13 protein-coding genes are annotated in these 15,240 nt (G+C 63.7%); 9 read left to right on the forward strand and 4 right to left on the reverse strand.

Annotated elements, in window-relative coordinates; genetic code table 11:
- Window positions 1-43 precede the first annotated feature (43 nt).
- The 6 genes from ftsZ to NKH54_RS24805 all read left to right on the forward strand — a co-directional run bounded on the left by ftsZ (window position 44) and on the right by NKH54_RS24805 (window position 8,954).
- Window positions 44-1,702, forward strand: coding sequence for a cell division protein FtsZ (gene ftsZ, locus NKH54_RS24780; protein WP_023705548.1), 1,659 nt, complete (start codon window positions 44-46; stop codon window positions 1,700-1,702).
- Window positions 1,703-1,973: 271 nt separating this feature from the next.
- Window positions 1,974-2,921, forward strand: a complete 948-nt coding sequence (gene lpxC / locus NKH54_RS24785; RefSeq protein ID WP_023817955.1) for a UDP-3-O-acyl-N-acetylglucosamine deacetylase — start codon at window positions 1,974-1,976, stop codon at window positions 2,919-2,921.
- Between the two features lie 263 nt (window positions 2,922-3,184).
- Entirely contained in the window at window positions 3,185-4,054 is an 870-nt protein-coding gene (locus NKH54_RS24790; protein ID WP_023817956.1) for an outer membrane protein assembly factor BamD, read from the forward strand.
- Window positions 4,055-4,272: 218 nt separating this feature from the next.
- On the forward strand, window positions 4,273-5,946 hold the full coding sequence (gene recN, locus NKH54_RS24795) for a DNA repair protein RecN (protein WP_023817957.1): 1,674 nt from the start codon (window positions 4,273-4,275) through the stop codon (window positions 5,944-5,946).
- Window positions 5,947-6,057: 111 nt separating this feature from the next.
- The gene (gene ligA / locus NKH54_RS24800) at window positions 6,058-8,262 is read left to right on the forward strand and encodes an NAD-dependent DNA ligase LigA (protein WP_353029215.1); all 2,205 of its coding nucleotides are present in this window, start codon (window positions 6,058-6,060) and stop codon (window positions 8,260-8,262) included.
- Window positions 8,262-8,954, forward strand: a complete 693-nt coding sequence (locus NKH54_RS24805) for a DUF2461 domain-containing protein (protein ID WP_353029216.1) — start codon at window positions 8,262-8,264, stop codon at window positions 8,952-8,954. The genes ligA and NKH54_RS24805 overlap by 1 nt, the downstream gene beginning before the upstream one ends.
- A gap of 22 nt (window positions 8,955-8,976) precedes the next feature.
- On the opposite strand, the gene NKH54_RS24810 is transcribed toward NKH54_RS24805, so the two are convergent.
- Entirely contained in the window at window positions 8,977-9,735 is a 759-nt protein-coding gene (locus NKH54_RS24810; protein WP_023682129.1) for an SDR family NAD(P)-dependent oxidoreductase, read from the reverse strand.
- Window positions 9,736-9,851: 116 nt separating this feature from the next.
- On the opposite strand from NKH54_RS24810, the gene NKH54_RS24815 reads away from it, so the two are divergent.
- Entirely contained in the window at window positions 9,852-10,580 is a 729-nt protein-coding gene (locus NKH54_RS24815) for an AzlC family ABC transporter permease (RefSeq protein WP_023668289.1), read from the forward strand.
- Window positions 10,577-10,873 (forward strand): AzlD family protein, encoded by a 297-nt coding sequence (locus NKH54_RS24820; protein WP_023741691.1) that lies wholly within the window; start codon window positions 10,577-10,579, stop codon window positions 10,871-10,873. The genes NKH54_RS24815 and NKH54_RS24820 overlap by 4 nt, the downstream gene beginning before the upstream one ends.
- Before the next feature lie 155 nt (window positions 10,874-11,028).
- On the opposite strand, the gene NKH54_RS24825 is transcribed toward NKH54_RS24820, so the two are convergent.
- From NKH54_RS24825 to NKH54_RS24835, 3 genes are all read right to left on the reverse strand, one after another.
- Window positions 11,029-12,873 carry an aminopeptidase P family protein gene (locus tag NKH54_RS24825; protein WP_352797189.1) on the reverse strand — a complete coding sequence of 615 codons (1,845 nt, stop codon included), beginning with the start codon at window positions 12,871-12,873 and terminating at the stop codon, window positions 11,029-11,031.
- 105 nt (window positions 12,874-12,978) lie between these two features.
- The gene (locus NKH54_RS24830) at window positions 12,979-13,851 is read right to left on the reverse strand and encodes a 50S ribosomal protein L11 methyltransferase (RefSeq protein WP_353029217.1); all 873 of its coding nucleotides are present in this window, start codon (window positions 13,849-13,851) and stop codon (window positions 12,979-12,981) included.
- A gap of 82 nt (window positions 13,852-13,933) precedes the next feature.
- Window positions 13,934-14,509 carry an SCO family protein gene (locus NKH54_RS24835; protein WP_023697009.1) on the reverse strand — a complete coding sequence of 192 codons (576 nt, stop codon included), beginning with the start codon at window positions 14,507-14,509 and terminating at the stop codon, window positions 13,934-13,936.
- A gap of 182 nt (window positions 14,510-14,691) precedes the next feature.
- On the opposite strand from NKH54_RS24835, the gene NKH54_RS24840 reads away from it, so the two are divergent.
- Window positions 14,692-15,210 carry a CreA family protein gene (locus NKH54_RS24840; protein WP_023753104.1) on the forward strand — a complete coding sequence of 173 codons (519 nt, stop codon included), beginning with the start codon at window positions 14,692-14,694 and terminating at the stop codon, window positions 15,208-15,210.
- The last annotated feature ends 30 nt before the right edge of the window (window positions 15,211-15,240 follow it).

Genomic DNA, 15,240 nt, shown 5'->3' on the forward strand with positions numbered 1-15,240 from the left:
GGCCGCGGCGGCGAAGCGGCGGGAAAGGCAAAGGACGGAGACAATGACGATCAATCTGCAAAAGCCGGACATCACCGAGCTCAAGCCGCGGATCACCGTATTCGGTGTCGGCGGCGGCGGCGGCAATGCCGTCAACAACATGATCACCGCGGGCTTGCGCGGTGTCGAGTTCGTCGTGGCCAACACCGATGCACAGGCGCTGACCATGTCGAAGGCCGAGCGGCTGATCCAGCTCGGCGCGCATGTCACCGAGGGGCTCGGCGCCGGCTCGCAGCCTGAAGTGGGCCGTGCGGCGGCGGAAGAGTGCATCGATGAGATCATCGATCATCTCTCCAACACCCATATGTGCTTCGTCACCGCCGGTATGGGGGGCGGCACCGGAACCGGTGCGGCTCCCGTGGTTGCCCGCGCGGCGCGCGAACGGGGTATCCTCACCGTCGGCGTCGTCACCAAGCCGTTCCATTTCGAAGGCCAGCGCCGCATGAAGACGGCGGATCTCGGCATCGAGGAGCTGCAGAAATGTGTCGATACCCTGATCGTCATCCCCAACCAGAACCTGTTCCGGCTGGCCAATGACAAGACCACCTTTGCCGACGCCTTCGCCATGGCCGACCAGGTGCTCTACTCCGGTGTTGCCTGCATCACCGACCTGATGGTCAAGGAAGGTCTGATCAATCTCGACTTCGCCGACGTGCGTTCGGTGATGCGCGAAATGGGCAAGGCGATGATGGGCACCGGCGAAGCTTCGGGCGAGGGCCGCGCGATGGCCGCCGCCGAGGCGGCGATCGCCAATCCGTTGCTCGACGAGACCTCGATGAGGGGCGCCAAGGGCCTGCTGATCTCGATCACCGGCGGCCGCGACCTAACCCTGTTCGAAGTCGACGAGGCCGCGACCCGCATCCGCGAGGAAGTCGATCAGGACGCCAACATCATCCTCGGCGCCACCTTCGACGAGGAACTCGAAGGCGTCATCCGCGTCTCGGTGGTCGCCACCGGCATCGACAAATCGGCAGCTGAAATTGCCGCGGCGCCGATATCGATCCGGGCCGTGCCGCCGCAGCAGAAGCCGGTCAGCCGCCCTGCGGCTCCGGGGGCGGAAGGCCGTCCGGCACCGGTCCAGCAGCAGACCTATGAGCAGCGCGCGGCCGATCCGGTGGCCGAGGCGATCCAGCTTGCCGAGGCCAATGCGGCGGCAATGGCTCGTCCGGCGCCGATGGCCCAGGCGGAAGATTTCCGCCCGCAGAGCAAGATCTTCCAGGCCCCGCCTGCCCAGCCGCAGCCTGTCGTGCAGCAGGTGATGCAACCGGCGCCGATGCGGGAAATGCCGCAGCCGGTGGCTGCCGCACCGCAGCGCATGCCGCGGGTGGAGGATTTTCCGCCGGTGGTGCGGGCCGAGGTGGAAGCCAAGGGCCGTCCGGCCGACCATGAAAACAGCGGGCCGATGGGGCTGCTCAAGCGGCTGACCAACGGACTGACGCGCCGCGAAGAAGAGCCGGCCCGGTTGCAGCCGGCACAGCCGCGCGAACCGAAGCTGCGCCAGGCGGCGCCGGAAATGCGCCGCCTTGCCAGCCAGGATCCGCAGCTTTACGCGCCGCGCCGCGGCCAGCTCGACGATCAGGGCCGGTTGACGCCGCAGACCAGGTCGACCCAGGAAGACGACCAGCTGGAGATACCGGCTTTCCTGCGCCGCCAGGCCAACTGAGCCGTTAACGGTATGTAACACTTGTTAACAGGCAGACGAGAGATTGTCTGCCTGTTAACGTTCAAAGTGGTTTAATAACAAGGCGTTACGGTGTGACGCTCAAGGTCTGTCGCGGTTACACAGAGTAAGAAACCGTGATTTGGAGTCTCCCTGACGGACCATTATCTTTGCCGCAGCACTTTCGGTGTGCTGGGATTCGGGGAAGTGGCCCTGCCTGCCGATAAAAAAGAGCCGCGCCTTTTGGGTTAAAGCGGACTTAGGCGTTTGGGCTATGGGGTTTGTCTTGCAAGACTATCAGACGACACTGAAATCGCGTGCAACGCTGACCGGTACCGGCGTTCACAGCGGCAAACCGGTCACCGTCAATTTCCTTCCAGCGGACGCCGACACCGGCGTGCTCTTCCACCTTTCGAACGGAAGCGAGAGCCGCGAGTTCCGCGCGCTGGTTGCCGAAGTCGGCGCGACCGATCTCTGCACCATGCTCGGCGATCCGGCAGGCGAGCATATCGCCACCGTCGAACATCTGATGGCGACGCTTTTCGGGCTCGGCATCGACAACATCGTCATCGAGATCGACGGTCATGAGGTTCCGATCCTCGATGGCAGTGCGGTGGTGTTCGTGGAAGCAATCGACCAGGCCGGCATCGAGACGCTGGCGGTCAAGCGCCGCTACATCAGGGTGGTCAAGCCCGTCCGCATCGAGAATGGCGCGTCCTGGGCCGAGTTCAGGCCCTATAGCGGCACGCGCTTCGAGGTCGAGATCGATTTCGAAAGCCCGGCGATCGGCCGCCAGCTATTCGCCTCCGACATCAACCCCGACATCTTTCGGCAGGATATCGCGCGCGCCCGCACCTTCGGCTTCATGAAGGATGTCGAGCGGCTGTGGGCGGCGGGGTATGCGCTCGGCTCCTCGCTGGAGAACTCGCTGGTGATCGGCGACGACAACCGGGTGATCAACATGGGCGGCCTGCGCTATCCCAATGAGTTCGCTCGCCACAAGACGATGGACGCCATGGGCGACCTGGCGCTGGCCGGCGCCCGTTTCATCGGTTGCTTCCGCTCCTATCGCGGCGGTCACCGGATGAATGCGGCTGCTTTGCGGCGGCTTCTGTCCGACCGTTCGGCCTTTGAGGTCGTCGAGACCACGCGGCGCGAGCGCGGCCGCACCGCCGAGATGAGCGCCGTCACCGGGCCTGTCTTTGCGCCCTGGGTGATCTGATTCTTAACGATTTTCTGGCTTTCTAAACGCGGGCCGGTGTTGCACGGATGCATCACTGGCCGGTGAAAGTGCATAGCATTCGGGGCAACACCAAGCCGCCACAAAAATGTGCGATTGGCTAGACATAGCGTTGCTGGGCAAGGCAGTTATGGTTTATGGCTGCTGCCGTCTGTTAGGCGCATGTCGCTCAAAAGTGGGGATCAGTTTTGAGGGAACGCCATGCGAAAGGCATTGAACTAACGCCGAAAGGGCGCAATCCAATCATGTTCTTCAAGCGAGTTGGTCAATCGAAAGCGCCGTATCGGGCTGTTTTCCTGGCGCTTTCGGTGGTTGTGCCAACGCTCTTCCTCTCGGCCTGCATGTCGTCCGAGAAAGACGTCGACCTGTCGACCTATGTCGACCAGACCGAACCGGCCGACGTCCTTTACAATCAAGGCCTTGCCAATCTCAATGCCGGCCGCCTGGATGAGGCGAGCAAGAAGTTCGACGCCGTCGACCGCCAGCACCCCTATTCGGAATTCGCCCGCAAATCGATGGTGATGGGCGCCTTCGCCGACTATCGCGCTGGCCGTTATGACGAAGCAATCGGCTCGGCCAAGCGCTATCTGACGCTTTATCCGTCGACCGACGACGCGGCTTACGCCCAGTATATTATCGGGCTGAGCTACTACAAGCAGATCAAGGACGTCACCCAGGATCAGAAGGAAGCACGCCAGACCGTGCAGACGATGCAGGATCTGGTGACGCGCTGGCCGACGTCGGAATATGTCGACGACGCCAAGGAAAAGATCCGTTTCGCCAACGACCAGCTGGCCGGCAAAGAGATGCAGATCGGCCGCTATTATCTCGAGCGGCGCGAATACATTGCTGCCGTCAAGCGCTTCCGCAACGTGGTCGAGAACTATTCCAACACCCGCCATGTCGAAGAGGCGCTGGCGCGTCTGGCCGAAAGCTACTACGCGATGGGCTTGACCTCGGAAGCGCAAACCGCCGCTGCGGTGCTCGGCACCAACTATCCCGACAGCCAATGGTACAAGGATACCTACAAGCTGTTGCAGAGCAACGGGCTTGAGCCGCGCGAGAATGCCGGATCGTGGATATCCAAGGCCGGCAAGCTGATCACCGGCGCCTGACGCCCGAGCATCGACTGAGGCGGAACGCGCTTTTCGGATTGATCCGACGCTCAAACAAAAAGATAGTGCGGCGCTGCGACTCCATCGGTCGCATGCCGCTTCACAACGGTTCAGTGGTTTGAATGAGGCGCTGAACCGTCCTAACTTTTTGTTGTACGCAATTCCGGACGGAAAACCGCTACGCACTTTTCCTGGAATTGCTTGAGGTCCGGGTTCTGATGCTTTCCAGACTGTCGATCCGCGATATCGTCCTGATCGAGAAGCTGGATATCGACTTCCAGCCCGGCCTTTCCGTGCTGACCGGTGAAACCGGCGCCGGCAAATCCATCCTTCTCGACGCGCTGTCGCTGGCGCTTGGTGCGCGCGGCGACGCCTCGCTGGTGCGCCACGGCGCGGCCCAAGGCCAGGTCATTGCCGTCTTCGATGTGCCGCGCAACCACCCGGTGCGCGCGCTGCTGGCCGAAAACGCCATCGAGGATGACGGCGACATCATCCTGCGCCGGCTGCAGACCGCGGATGGCCGCACCCGCGTCTTCGTCAACGACCAGCCGTCCAGCGTCACGCTGATGCGCGACATCGGCCATGCGTTGGTCGAGATCCACGGCCAGCATGACGAGCGGGCTCTGGTCGACCCCGGCGCGCATCGCGAATTGCTGGACAGTTTTGGCGGCCATCTGGGCGCTGCCCGCGCGACCGGCGAGGCGTGGCGCTACTGGCGTGGCGCCGAGCAGGAGTTCGTCAGGCACCGCGCCAAGGTCGAGGCGGCGGCGCGCGAGGCCGATTATCTCAGGGCCTCGGTGGCGGAACTAGCAAAGCTCGATCCGCAGCCCGGCGAAGAGACGCAGCTGGCGGAATTGCGTGCAACGATGATGCGGGCGGAAAAGATCGCCTCGGAAATACACGATGCACAGGATGTGCTGTCAGGCCCGTCCTCGCCGCTGCCGCAACTGGCCAGCCTGCTGAGGCGCCTGCAGCGCAAGGCCAGCGAAGCGCCGGGACTGCTCGAGGATGTGGTGAAGTCGCTGGACGAGGCGATGCTGTCACTGGATGCAGCGCAATCGGGCGTCGAGGCGGCACTGCGCGCCACCGAATACGACCCGCAGAGGCTGGAGAAGGCGGAGGAGCGGCTGTTTTCGCTGCGTGCGGCCTCACGTAAGCACAGTGTGGCCGTTGACGATCTGGCGCAACTGCGCGACACCATGTGCGCCGATCTCGCCGATCTTGATGCCGGCGAGGGGCGCCTGCATGTCCTGGAAAAGCAGGCCTCAGCGGCGCGCGAAGCCTACGATATTTCCGCAGCCCAGCTCTCCGCCCTTCGCCATGCGGCCGCGGTCGGCCTGACCAAGGCTGTGATGGCCGAATTGCCGGCGCTGAAGCTGGAACGGGCTGAGTTCATCGTCGAACTGGCCAGCGATGGCGAGAACCGCATGGAAGAAGGCATCGACCAGGTCGAGTTCTGGGTGCGCACCAATCCCGGCACCAGGCCTGGGCCGATGATGAAGGTCGCCTCCGGCGGCGAGCTGTCGCGCTTCCTGCTGGCGCTCAAGGTGGCGCTGGCCGACCGTGGCTCGGCGCCGACATTGGTCTTCGACGAGATCGACACCGGCGTCGGCGGCGCCGTGGCCGATGCGATCGGCCAAAGGCTGGCCAGGCTGTCGAAGCGCGTGCAGGTGCTGTCGGTCACGCATGCTCCGCAAGTGGCGGCACGTGCTGCGACGCATTTCCTGATCTCCAAATCCGGCGGCTCGGACAAGGTCGCCACCGGCATCGCCGAAATGGACCGGGCGGCGCGCCAGGAAGAGATCGCGCGCATGTTGGCCGGCGCTACCATCACCGACGAGGCGCGCGCAGCCGCGGAACGGCTGCTGCGCGAGAATATTGCTGCAGCGTAGTCGTCGCAAGGCTTTCGGACTGAGTCAGGATATGGCTCCATCCCGCTGTTCAGGAATGCTTTTTCCGAAATCCTGATTTATGGTGCCTCGCCACTGTCCAGGGACCGCTGCATGTCTGAAAAACCAGTCGAATCGTTGAGCGAAAGCGAAGCCGCGGATGAGCTCCAGCGGCTGGCCGAGGAGATCGCCGGTCATGACCGGCGCTATCATGCCGAGGACGCGCCGACGATTACGGACGCAGAATATGACGCGCTGCGGCGGCGCAATCTTGCCATCGAGGAGCGCTTTCCCGGTCTGGTGCGCGAGGATTCTCCCTCGCTGCGGGTCGGCGCCGCGCCGGCGGAAGGCTTTGCCAAGGTGCGCCATGCGGTGCCGATGCTCAGCCTCGCCAAGGCCTACACAGACGAGGACGTCACCGATTTCATCGAGCGTGGCCGGCGCTTCTTCGACCGCGACAAGGACCTCGACATCGCGTTTACGGCCGAGCCGAAGATCGACGGCCTGTCGGCGTCGCTGCGCTATGAACGCGGTGTGTTCGTGCAGGGTGCTACGCGCGGCGACGGCACTGTAGGCGAGGACATCACCGCCAATCTCAGGACCATCGCCGACATCCCCGCCAAGCTGAAAGGATCGGGCTGGCCCGAGACCATCGAGATCCGCGGCGAGGTCTACATGACCTATGCGGAATTCGAGGCACTGAGGGCCCGCTCGGCGGCGGTGGGCGGCCAGGACTATGTCAATCCGCGCAATACGGCAGCGGGCTCCTTGCGACAGAAGGATGCGTCCGTCACCGCCAGCCGCAATCTTAAATTTTTTGCCTATGCCTGGGGCTATACGACAGCGGATCCGGCGCCGACCCAATATGATTCGGTGCAGAAATTCGCCGAATGGGGGTTCAAGGTCAGCCCATTGATGGTGCGGGCGAAGTCTGTCGAGGAGCTGATCGCGCACTACCACAAGATCGAGGAGCTGCGTTCGTCGCTCGGCTACGACATCGACGGTGTCGTCTACAAGGTCGACCAGCTGGAATTGCAGCGTCGCTGGGGCTTTGTCACCGGCGAGCCGCGCTGGGCGGTTGCGCATAAATTCCCGGCCGAACAGGCGATGACGACGGTGCAGAAGATCGACATCCAGGTCGGCCGTACCGGTACGCTGGCGCCGGTGGCGCGGCTAGCGCCGGTCACGGTCGGCGGCGTGGTGGTCGAAAACGTCACGCTGCACAATGAGGACTACATCAAGGGTTTTGACAGCAACGGCTTGCCGATTCGCGACGGCATCGATGTCCGCATCGGTGACACGGTTGTCATACAACGGGCGGGCGATGTCATTCCGCAGATCGTCAGCGTCGTCGTCGACAAGCGGCCGGCTGATGCGGTGCCTTACGAATTCCCGCACATTTGTCCGGTCTGCGGCTCGCCGGCGACGCGCGAAATCAACGAGAAGACCGGCAAGGAGGATTCGCGCCGGCGCTGCACCGGCGAGCTGATCTGCGCCGCGCAGGCCGTGGAGCGGCTGCGTCATTTCGTGTCGCGCGGCGCGCTCGACATCGAGGGGCTGGGCGCCGAGAATATCGACCTGTTCTTCAATTCGGGACTGGTCAAGACCGCCGCCGATATCTTCACCCTCAGGGATCGCCGCCCGGCCGTCACCAGGGCGCTGGCCGAGCGGCGCGAGGAGCAGGCCAGGCAGCGCGAGGCGGCATCGGGCAAGGCGCGCAAGAATGTGCGCGGTGTCGAGGACCGCAATTATGAAGGCCTCGACAAGCTGTTCGCGGCCATCGATTCGCGCCGCGAGCCGGAGCTCGACCGCTTCATCTTCGCACTCGGCATCCGCCATATCGGCGAAACGACGGCGGCCGTGCTTGCCCGGACGTTTTCGACCATCGAGGAGCTGATCCGCGTCGGCAAGGAAACGGCGGCGGCTGAGGATCCGCACAGCGTCTTCCCCTCCATCAACGGCATTGGCGACACGGTGATCGATGCGTTGCGCGATTTCTTCGGCAATGAACGCAATGACGACGTGCTCGACAGACTGCTCGAACAGGTCAAGCCGAAGCCGTATGTCGTCACCGTGTCGGCCGACAGCGAGGTTGCCGGCAAGACCATCGTCTTCACCGGCACGCTGGAAAAGATGACACGCTCCGAAGCCAAGGCGATGGCCGAACGGCTCGGCGCCAAGGTGGCGGGTTCGGTGTCGGCGAAGACCGATCTGCTGGTGGCCGGGCCGGGCGCAGGCTCCAAACTGAAGCAGGCCAGCGAACTCGGCGTCGAAGTCATCGACGAGGACACCTGGCTGCAACGGGTCGGCAAGGCGTGATGGCCGGTTCGTTCAAAGGTTTCGGGCAAAAAGCCATCCCGTTCCTCAAGGCGCTCGACTTCCACCAGAGCCGCGAATGGTTCCAGGAAAACCGCGCGCTTTACGACAGCGAGTTGCATGAGCCGTTCTGCGATCTGGTCGAGACGCTGACCGAGCGCTTCGCGGCGGCGGGTCTGGGCTTGCGCGGGGACCGCAAGAAGTCGCTGTTTCGCATCAACCGCGACGTGCGCTTCGCCAAGGACAAGCGGCCCTACAACCAGCATTTGTCGGCCATGCTGTCGCCGGACGGCACCAAGATGGAGCAGGGCGTGTTCTTCGTCTATGTCGGGATCGACCGCTGCTTTGCCGATGTCGCCTGGTGGAATCCGGAGCCGTCCCTGCTGCTGGCGATGCGCAAGGCGATCATCGCCCGGCCGGCCGAGTTCCGAAAACTGCTTTCAACCCTTAGGAAAAACGGCTTCGAACTCGAAACCGAGGGCCGCATGAAGCGCACGCCGCGCGGCTTCGAGCAGGTCAACGAACCCGATCTTGTCGACGCCATCCGCAACCGGCACTTCTATGTCCAGCACATGATCGATCCGGCCGGCATCCACGCGCCAGCGCTGGTCGACGAGCTTGTCGATTTCACATTGCGCGCCAAGCCGTTGCTCGACTGGGGCAGGGCGATCCAGGGCACGGCACCGCGGAGCTAAATCAGCCCGGCGCACTGCACGGCTACATCCGCATCAAAAGACCGCCGTCGACTGCCAGTTCGATGCCGGTGATGTAGCTTGCCGCATCGGAAAGCAGGAATAGCGCGGCATTGGCCATGTCCTGCGGCGTGCCGATGCGGCCGAGCGGCGCATAATTGGCAACGGCCGCGCGTTTCTCTTCGGTGTCCCAGCGCGCCTGCAGCGGCGTCAACGCCATTCCCGGGCAGATCGAATTGGAGCGGATGCCATCGCCCGCCAACTGCATGGCGAGCGACTTCGACAGCGCACAGACGCCGGCCTTCGATGCCTGGTAGGCATCCTGCGGGGTCGGATCGCCGCGATACCACTGGATGGTGGAGAAGTGCACCATGGCGCCGCCGCGTCCGCCGGCCCGCATATGCGGAACCACCGCCCGCGCGGTGTGGACGAAGGATTTCAGATTGATGTTGAAGACCTGATCCCAGACATCGAGGTCCATCTCGAGGGCCGATTTGTCGCGACCGAACCAGAGCACGCCTGCGACATTGGCGAGATAATCGATGCCGCCGCGCTCGCGGCCCGCGGCATTGATGGTCTGCTCGACGAAGGCGGCGTCGGTGAGGTCGCCCTGGGCAAAGGTGAGCCGGTCGTCATAGGCGGCAAGCGACGCCGGACGCGGCTTGACGTCGATGGCGGTGACCGAGGCGCCGGCATCGAGCAGCGCCAGCGAGATCGCCTCGCCCATACCGCCACCGGCGCCGGTGACGACCGCGTGCCTGCCGGTGAAGTCATAAGCGATCATCCGAACCCCCTCATTTGTTTTTACAACATCAGTTTCGCTGATTTGTTGGCTCAAGCGAATTCGTCTGACTTTTCAAACGCCGGCTCCTACATAGCAGCGCGAGATGGGAATGTGACATGTCGGCAGAGACCTTAAGCGAAAATTCCGTGGCCAGCGACTTCTGGGACGGCGTGCGGCTGTCGATGCCGGTGGTTGTCGCCGCGGCGCCATTTGGGCTGCTGTTCGGCGCCATCGCCGTCGACAACGGCTTTTCCGTTCTCGAAGCTTTCTTGATGAGCGCGCTGATCTTCGGCGGCGCCAGCCAGATGGTCGGCATCGAATTGTTCGGCCAGCATGTCGCGCCATGGCTGATCGTGCTGTCGATCTTCGCCGTAAACTTCCGTCACGTGCTTTACTCCGCCAGCATCGGCCGGCGAATCGCGCACTGGCCGGTTATCAGCCAAGCGCTGGGCTATTTCGTGCTCACCGATCCGCAATTCGCGGTGGCCGAGCGTAAGGCCGAAGCCGGCGAGACCGTTGGCTTTGCCTGGTACATGGGGCTTGGCCTGCCGGTCTATGTGTTCTGGGGGATCGAGAGCGCGCTGGGCGCGGTGTTCGGCAAGCTGATCCCGGACACGCATGCGCTCGGCATCGACTTCCTGCTGCCGATCTATTTCCTCGGGCTGGTCATGGGCTTTCGCAACCGGCCACTGTGGCTGCCGGTGGTGATCGCCAGCGCCGCGGCGTCGATCATTGCCTACAAAACTGTGGGATCGCCATGGCACGTCTCCATCGGCGCCGTTGCAGGCGTGCTTCTGGCCGTCATCCTGCCGCCGCACCATAGCGGTGTGGAGGCAAAACGATGAGCGCGACCTTGTGGATCATCATTGCCGGCGCGATCGCCACCTATCTCACCCGCGTCGGCGGCCATCTGGTGATCTCGCGCTTCGACCACATCCATCCACGCGTCGAGGCGGGTTTGAATGCCGTGCCGGCCGCAGTGTTGACGACGCTGGTGGCGCCCGCCGCACTTAGCGCCGGACCGGCGGAATGGGCGGCGCTGGTCGTCGCCGCTGTGGTCTCGCTGCGCGGCGGCCTGATGGCGATGTTTCTGGCCGGGGCGGTGGTGCTGGTCCTCGCGCGGCAGTTTGTGGCATAGGGCGCCTGCCGGCAGATCAGTTTCGAACGGTCGGCGCCGCCCCTCATTGCCCTGCCGGGCGTTCGTCACTCGAAAAGCCAAGCAATTGGCTTTTCGTCCGCTTCGCGGACCGCTCCTCACCTCCCCGTATAGTGACGGGGAGAAAGAAGCTCATTTCAGATCTTGGCGTCGTGCGGCAGCGGCGCTGTTACCTTCTCCAGCCAGGCCAGCGTCTCGCCGTCGAGCATCGGGCCGATCTCGGCCAGCACCCAGGCATGGTAAGTATCCAGCCAGTGCAACTCCTCGCGCGTCAGCAGGTCGGTGCGGATCAGCCTGATATCGATCGGCGCCAGTGTCAGCGTCTCGAAACCGTGCATGGCGATGTCGCCGCCTTCAACTTGTTCGGCCGGCGTCACCAGGATCAGGTTCTCGATGCGGATGCCGTAGGAGCCTTCCTTGTAATAGCCGGGCTCGTTGGAGAGCATCATGCCGGCCAGCAGCTTTTCGGTGCCGGTGCGGGCGATGCGCTGCGGCCCTTCATGCACGGCCAGATACGAGCCGACGCCGTGGCCGGTGCCGTGGGCAAAGTCGCAGCCATGCTTCCACAGCGCCATGCGCGCCACCGCGTCGATTTCCGAGCCGCGCGTGCCGGCGGGAAAGCGCAGCGTGGAAATGCCGATCATACCTTTCAGCACCAGTGTGAAGCGCTCGCGCATCTCCTCGGTCGGCTGGCCGATCGGCACCGTGCGGGTGATGTCGGTGGTGCCGTCCTGATACTGGGCGCCGGAATCGAGCAGGAACAGCTCGCCCTTTGTCAGCTTGCGATTGGTGGCGCGCGACACGCGGTAGTGCATGATGGCGCCGTTCGGCCCGGCGCCGGAAATGGTGTCGAAGGAGACGTCGCGCAGCGGCATCTGCGTTTCCTCGCCGGTCTGCCGGCGCGTTTCCTCCAACTTGGTGACAACGGTTATTTCGTCGAGCGTGCCCGGCTTTTGCCGTTCCAGCCAGCACAGCAGTTTCGCCACGGCCGCCCCGTCTCGGCGGTGCGCGGCGCGGCTGCCGGCGATTTCCGCCTGGTTCTTGGTGGCGCGCGGAATGCGGGCGGGATCGGCCGCTGAAACAAATGCGCCGCCATTGTCCTCGACCAGCATTCTCAGCTTCTCCGCCGCCAGCACCGGGTCGAGCGCGATCTTGGCGCCGCCCTTGGCAAGGGTAACGACCGCCGCCTCGAATTCGCCGGGCTCGTGCAGATCGGCGAGTTGGGTGAGATAGGCGGCGACCGTGCGCGAAAACTTGCGCTGGTCCATGAACAGCTGGTGCTTGCCGTCGGCGGCAGGGATCGCGAAGCCGAGCGCCAGCGGCGTGTGCGGCACGTCACCGCCACGGATGTTGAAGGCCCAGGCGATCGAGGAGGGGTCGGTGAGCACGGCGTGCGTCGCGCCCTCCTTGCCGATTGCCGCCACCAGCCGCGCCAGCTTGTCCTTGGCGAGTTCCCCGGCAAAGCCGATCGGGTGGATTTCGACCGGCGCCACGGGCGGCGCCGGCTGATCCTTCCAGATGATGTCGATCGGGTTCCTGTCGAGCGGCACCAGCGTCGCGCCGGATTGCTCGGCCGAGGTTTTCAGCGCCTTGACCTCAGCGATCGTGTGCAGCCACGGGTCGAAGCCAAGCCTGGCGCCCTTGCCGAGATTGTCCTTGATCCAGGAGGCCGGCGGGTTGTCGACGAGACTCTCGATCGCAAAAATGTCGAGATCGACCTCGTGGCGCACTTGCAAGGTATAGCGGCCATCGACGAACATGAAGGCGCGGTCACGCTGCACAAGTGCTACGCCCGCCGAGCCGCTGAAGCCGGTCAACCATTTCAGCCGCGCCGAGCGATCGGCGACATACTCGCCCTGGTGCTCGTCGGCGCGCGGCACCAGGAAACCGTCGAGGCCATTATCCGCCAGCCATCGCCGCAGCAACGTCACGCGCGGCTTGCCGACGCTGGGGTCGCCTGCGGAATCGAAGGTCTGGAACATGGTATGCCTCCTGTATCGGGCGCGACCGTAGCGCATGACCCGGAAAACCGGAATCGATTTTCGCCAATCGCAACAGGCTCGGATTGGTCCAAAGCGCGTTGCGTCTCAGTGCTTCAGGTGGATCGTCACCCAGCCTTCGCGATGCAAGGTCCTGACATGCCGGAAATTCTGGCCGACATAGGCCGAGATCACCGCATTGCATTGGCGCTCGAGGATGCCGGACAACACGATCGAGCCGCCGAGGCTGATGTGCCTGGCCATCTCAGGCGCCATCCGCATCAGCGGCCGCGCCAATATGTTGGCGACGATGAGGTCGAAAGGCGCGCGCTTGCCGAAGATCGGGTGGTGGAAGCCGGGCGCCGTCACCGTTTCAACCAGCGCCTTGACGTGGTTGAGGCGGGCATTGGCGGCGGCGACCCTGACGGCGATCGGATCGATGTCGGTCGCCAGCACCGGAATATGCGCCAGTTTGGCGACGGCGATTGCCAGCACCGCGCTGCCGGTGCCGAGGTCGAGGGCATTCCTGGGACGTTCGCGGCGCACGACCCGTTCCAGCATTTCGAGGCAGCCGGCCGTGGTGCCGTGATGGCCGGTGCCGAAGGCAAGGCCGGCCTCGATCTCGATGGCGAGTTCGCCGCTGTGGCGCTTCCGGCGGTCATGCGCGCCATGGACGAAGAAACGTCCGGCGCGCACCGGCTTCAGTCCCTCCAGCGAGCGCGCCACCCAGTCGATGTCGGGCAAAACCTCGCGCTCGATCGGCTTCGACAGGGACAGTCCCACAAGGCTGTCTTTTAGCCGCGCCTCAACCGCGTCGACATTGCCGTCGGTGTAGAGCGAAACCTCATAGATGTCGCGGTCTTCATCGACTTCGAGCACGGCGATCGGCAGGCCTTCATCCTCGAAAGCCGGCTCGAGCGCGGCAAAGATGCGGTCGGCCTCGATCTTCCCAGCGATGAAGTGGAGCCTGGTCTGACCCATCAGTTGGTCTCTTGCTTGAGCATGATCTCTGGACAACACTTTTCTGTCCGAGAAAACCGGATTCCACATTTAGGGATCATGCCTAGCCTGCTGCCAGCCGCTTCAGCTTGGCAATCGCGGTATCGGCGCTTTCGCCATAGGCGATGGTGCCCGAAAACTCGCCCTTGGCATTGAGCAGCAGCGCCGAGGCGGTGTGGTCCATCGTATAATCGCCGTCGCCGGTGTCGACCTTCTTCCAGTAGATGTTGAAGGACTTCGCCATGGCGTGCACCTTGTCGGGATCGCCCGATATGCCGACGATGCGGTCGGAGAAATTGCTGACGTAAGTGTTCATCACAGGCGGCGTGTCGCGCTCTGGATCGACGGTAACGAAGTAGGCGTTGAGGTTCTTGCCGTCGTCGCCCAGCGTCTTCAGCCAGCCGGCCATTTCGAACAAAGTGGTCGGGCAGACTTCCGGGCAATGGGTGAAGCCGAAGAAGACGATGCTGGGTTTTCCCCGGAAGGCGGCTTCGGTGATTGGCGCGCCTTTCTGGTCGACCAGCGTGAATGGCGCGCCATACGGTTCGCCACCATAGTGGCCGCGATAGAAGTCAAAGGTGAGCCAGCCGATGCCCGCCGCCATCAGAACGAGAATGCCGACCAGAATTGAACGCATCATCAGGAATTGTCCGTAGCAGAAATCATCGAGCGCCGGATCGGCGCCTCTCTGCCGGCAGTCTTAGCCGGTCGCAGGGGGCAAGGCAAAGATGCCGCGTTGCCGCAACCGGGCTGGGCGCTACCTTGCAAACAGCTGGCCCTTATCCCACCTGAGACCGGCAAACTGAACCTGAGGAGGCTCCCTTGCAAAGACGGACTGGGCAGAGACGGATTGGGCAGAAACTGATCGGCGGCGCGCTGGCCGCATGCATTGCCCTTGGCGCCGGTGCCGCAGCGGCAGAGGAAGTCGGCAAGGTCGGCGTCGATTGGGTCGGCAACGACATCATCGTCGAGGCGATCAAGGATCCCAAGATCGACGGCGTGACCTGCCATGTCTCCTATTTCGACCGCAGCGTCATCGACCGGCTGCACAAGGGCAACTGGTTCGAGGATCCGTCTGATTCCTCGATCTCCTGCCGCCAGACCGGGCCGATCACCATCGGCGACATCGACATGAGCGAGGGCGGCGAAGAGGTGTTCAAGCAAGGCATCAGCCTGATCTGGAAGAAGCAGGTGGTGAACCGCATCTACGACAAGAAGAACGAGACGCTGATCTATCTCTCGCATTCGCGCCAAGTGCAGGACGGCTCGGCGAAAATGTCGGTGACGACCGTGCCGCTGTTCGGCCAGAACGTGGTGTGGACCGGCGGCAAGCCGAAATAACGATCCTCCGGGCGCAACGCGACAATTGCT

Origin of the sequence: Mesorhizobium sp. M1004 (assembly GCF_040318795.1) — a bacterium.
GTDB lineage: Bacteria > Pseudomonadota > Alphaproteobacteria > Rhizobiales > Rhizobiaceae > Mesorhizobium.

What these genes read in the sequence shown, in the direction of transcription:
- lpxC (WP_023817955.1), top strand. Translation starts at nt 1,974, where the DNA reads ATGGGGTTTGTCTTGCAAGACTATCAGACGACACTGAAATCGCGTGCA.
- recN (WP_023817957.1), top strand. Translation starts at nt 4,273, where the DNA reads ATGCTTTCCAGACTGTCGATCCGCGATATCGTCCTGATCGAGAAGCTG.
- ftsZ (WP_023705548.1), top strand. Translation starts at nt 44, where the DNA reads ATGACGATCAATCTGCAAAAGCCGGACATCACCGAGCTCAAGCCGCGG.
- NKH54_RS24830 (WP_353029217.1), bottom strand. Translation starts at nt 13,851, where the DNA reads ATGGGTCAGACCAGGCTCCACTTCATCGCTGGGAAGATCGAGGCCGAC.
- ligA (WP_353029215.1), top strand. Translation starts at nt 6,058, where the DNA reads ATGTCTGAAAAACCAGTCGAATCGTTGAGCGAAAGCGAAGCCGCGGAT.
- NKH54_RS24805 (WP_353029216.1), top strand. Translation starts at nt 8,262, where the DNA reads ATGGCCGGTTCGTTCAAAGGTTTCGGGCAAAAAGCCATCCCGTTCCTC.
- NKH54_RS24825 (WP_352797189.1), bottom strand. Translation starts at nt 12,873, where the DNA reads ATGTTCCAGACCTTCGATTCCGCAGGCGACCCCAGCGTCGGCAAGCCG.
- NKH54_RS24815 (WP_023668289.1), top strand. Translation starts at nt 9,852, where the DNA reads ATGTCGGCAGAGACCTTAAGCGAAAATTCCGTGGCCAGCGACTTCTGG.
- NKH54_RS24810 (WP_023682129.1), bottom strand. Translation starts at nt 9,735, where the DNA reads ATGATCGCTTATGACTTCACCGGCAGGCACGCGGTCGTCACCGGCGCC.
- NKH54_RS24835 (WP_023697009.1), bottom strand. Translation starts at nt 14,509, where the DNA reads ATGATGCGTTCAATTCTGGTCGGCATTCTCGTTCTGATGGCGGCGGGC.
- NKH54_RS24790 (WP_023817956.1), top strand. Translation starts at nt 3,185, where the DNA reads ATGTTCTTCAAGCGAGTTGGTCAATCGAAAGCGCCGTATCGGGCTGTT.
- NKH54_RS24820 (WP_023741691.1), top strand. Translation starts at nt 10,577, where the DNA reads ATGAGCGCGACCTTGTGGATCATCATTGCCGGCGCGATCGCCACCTAT.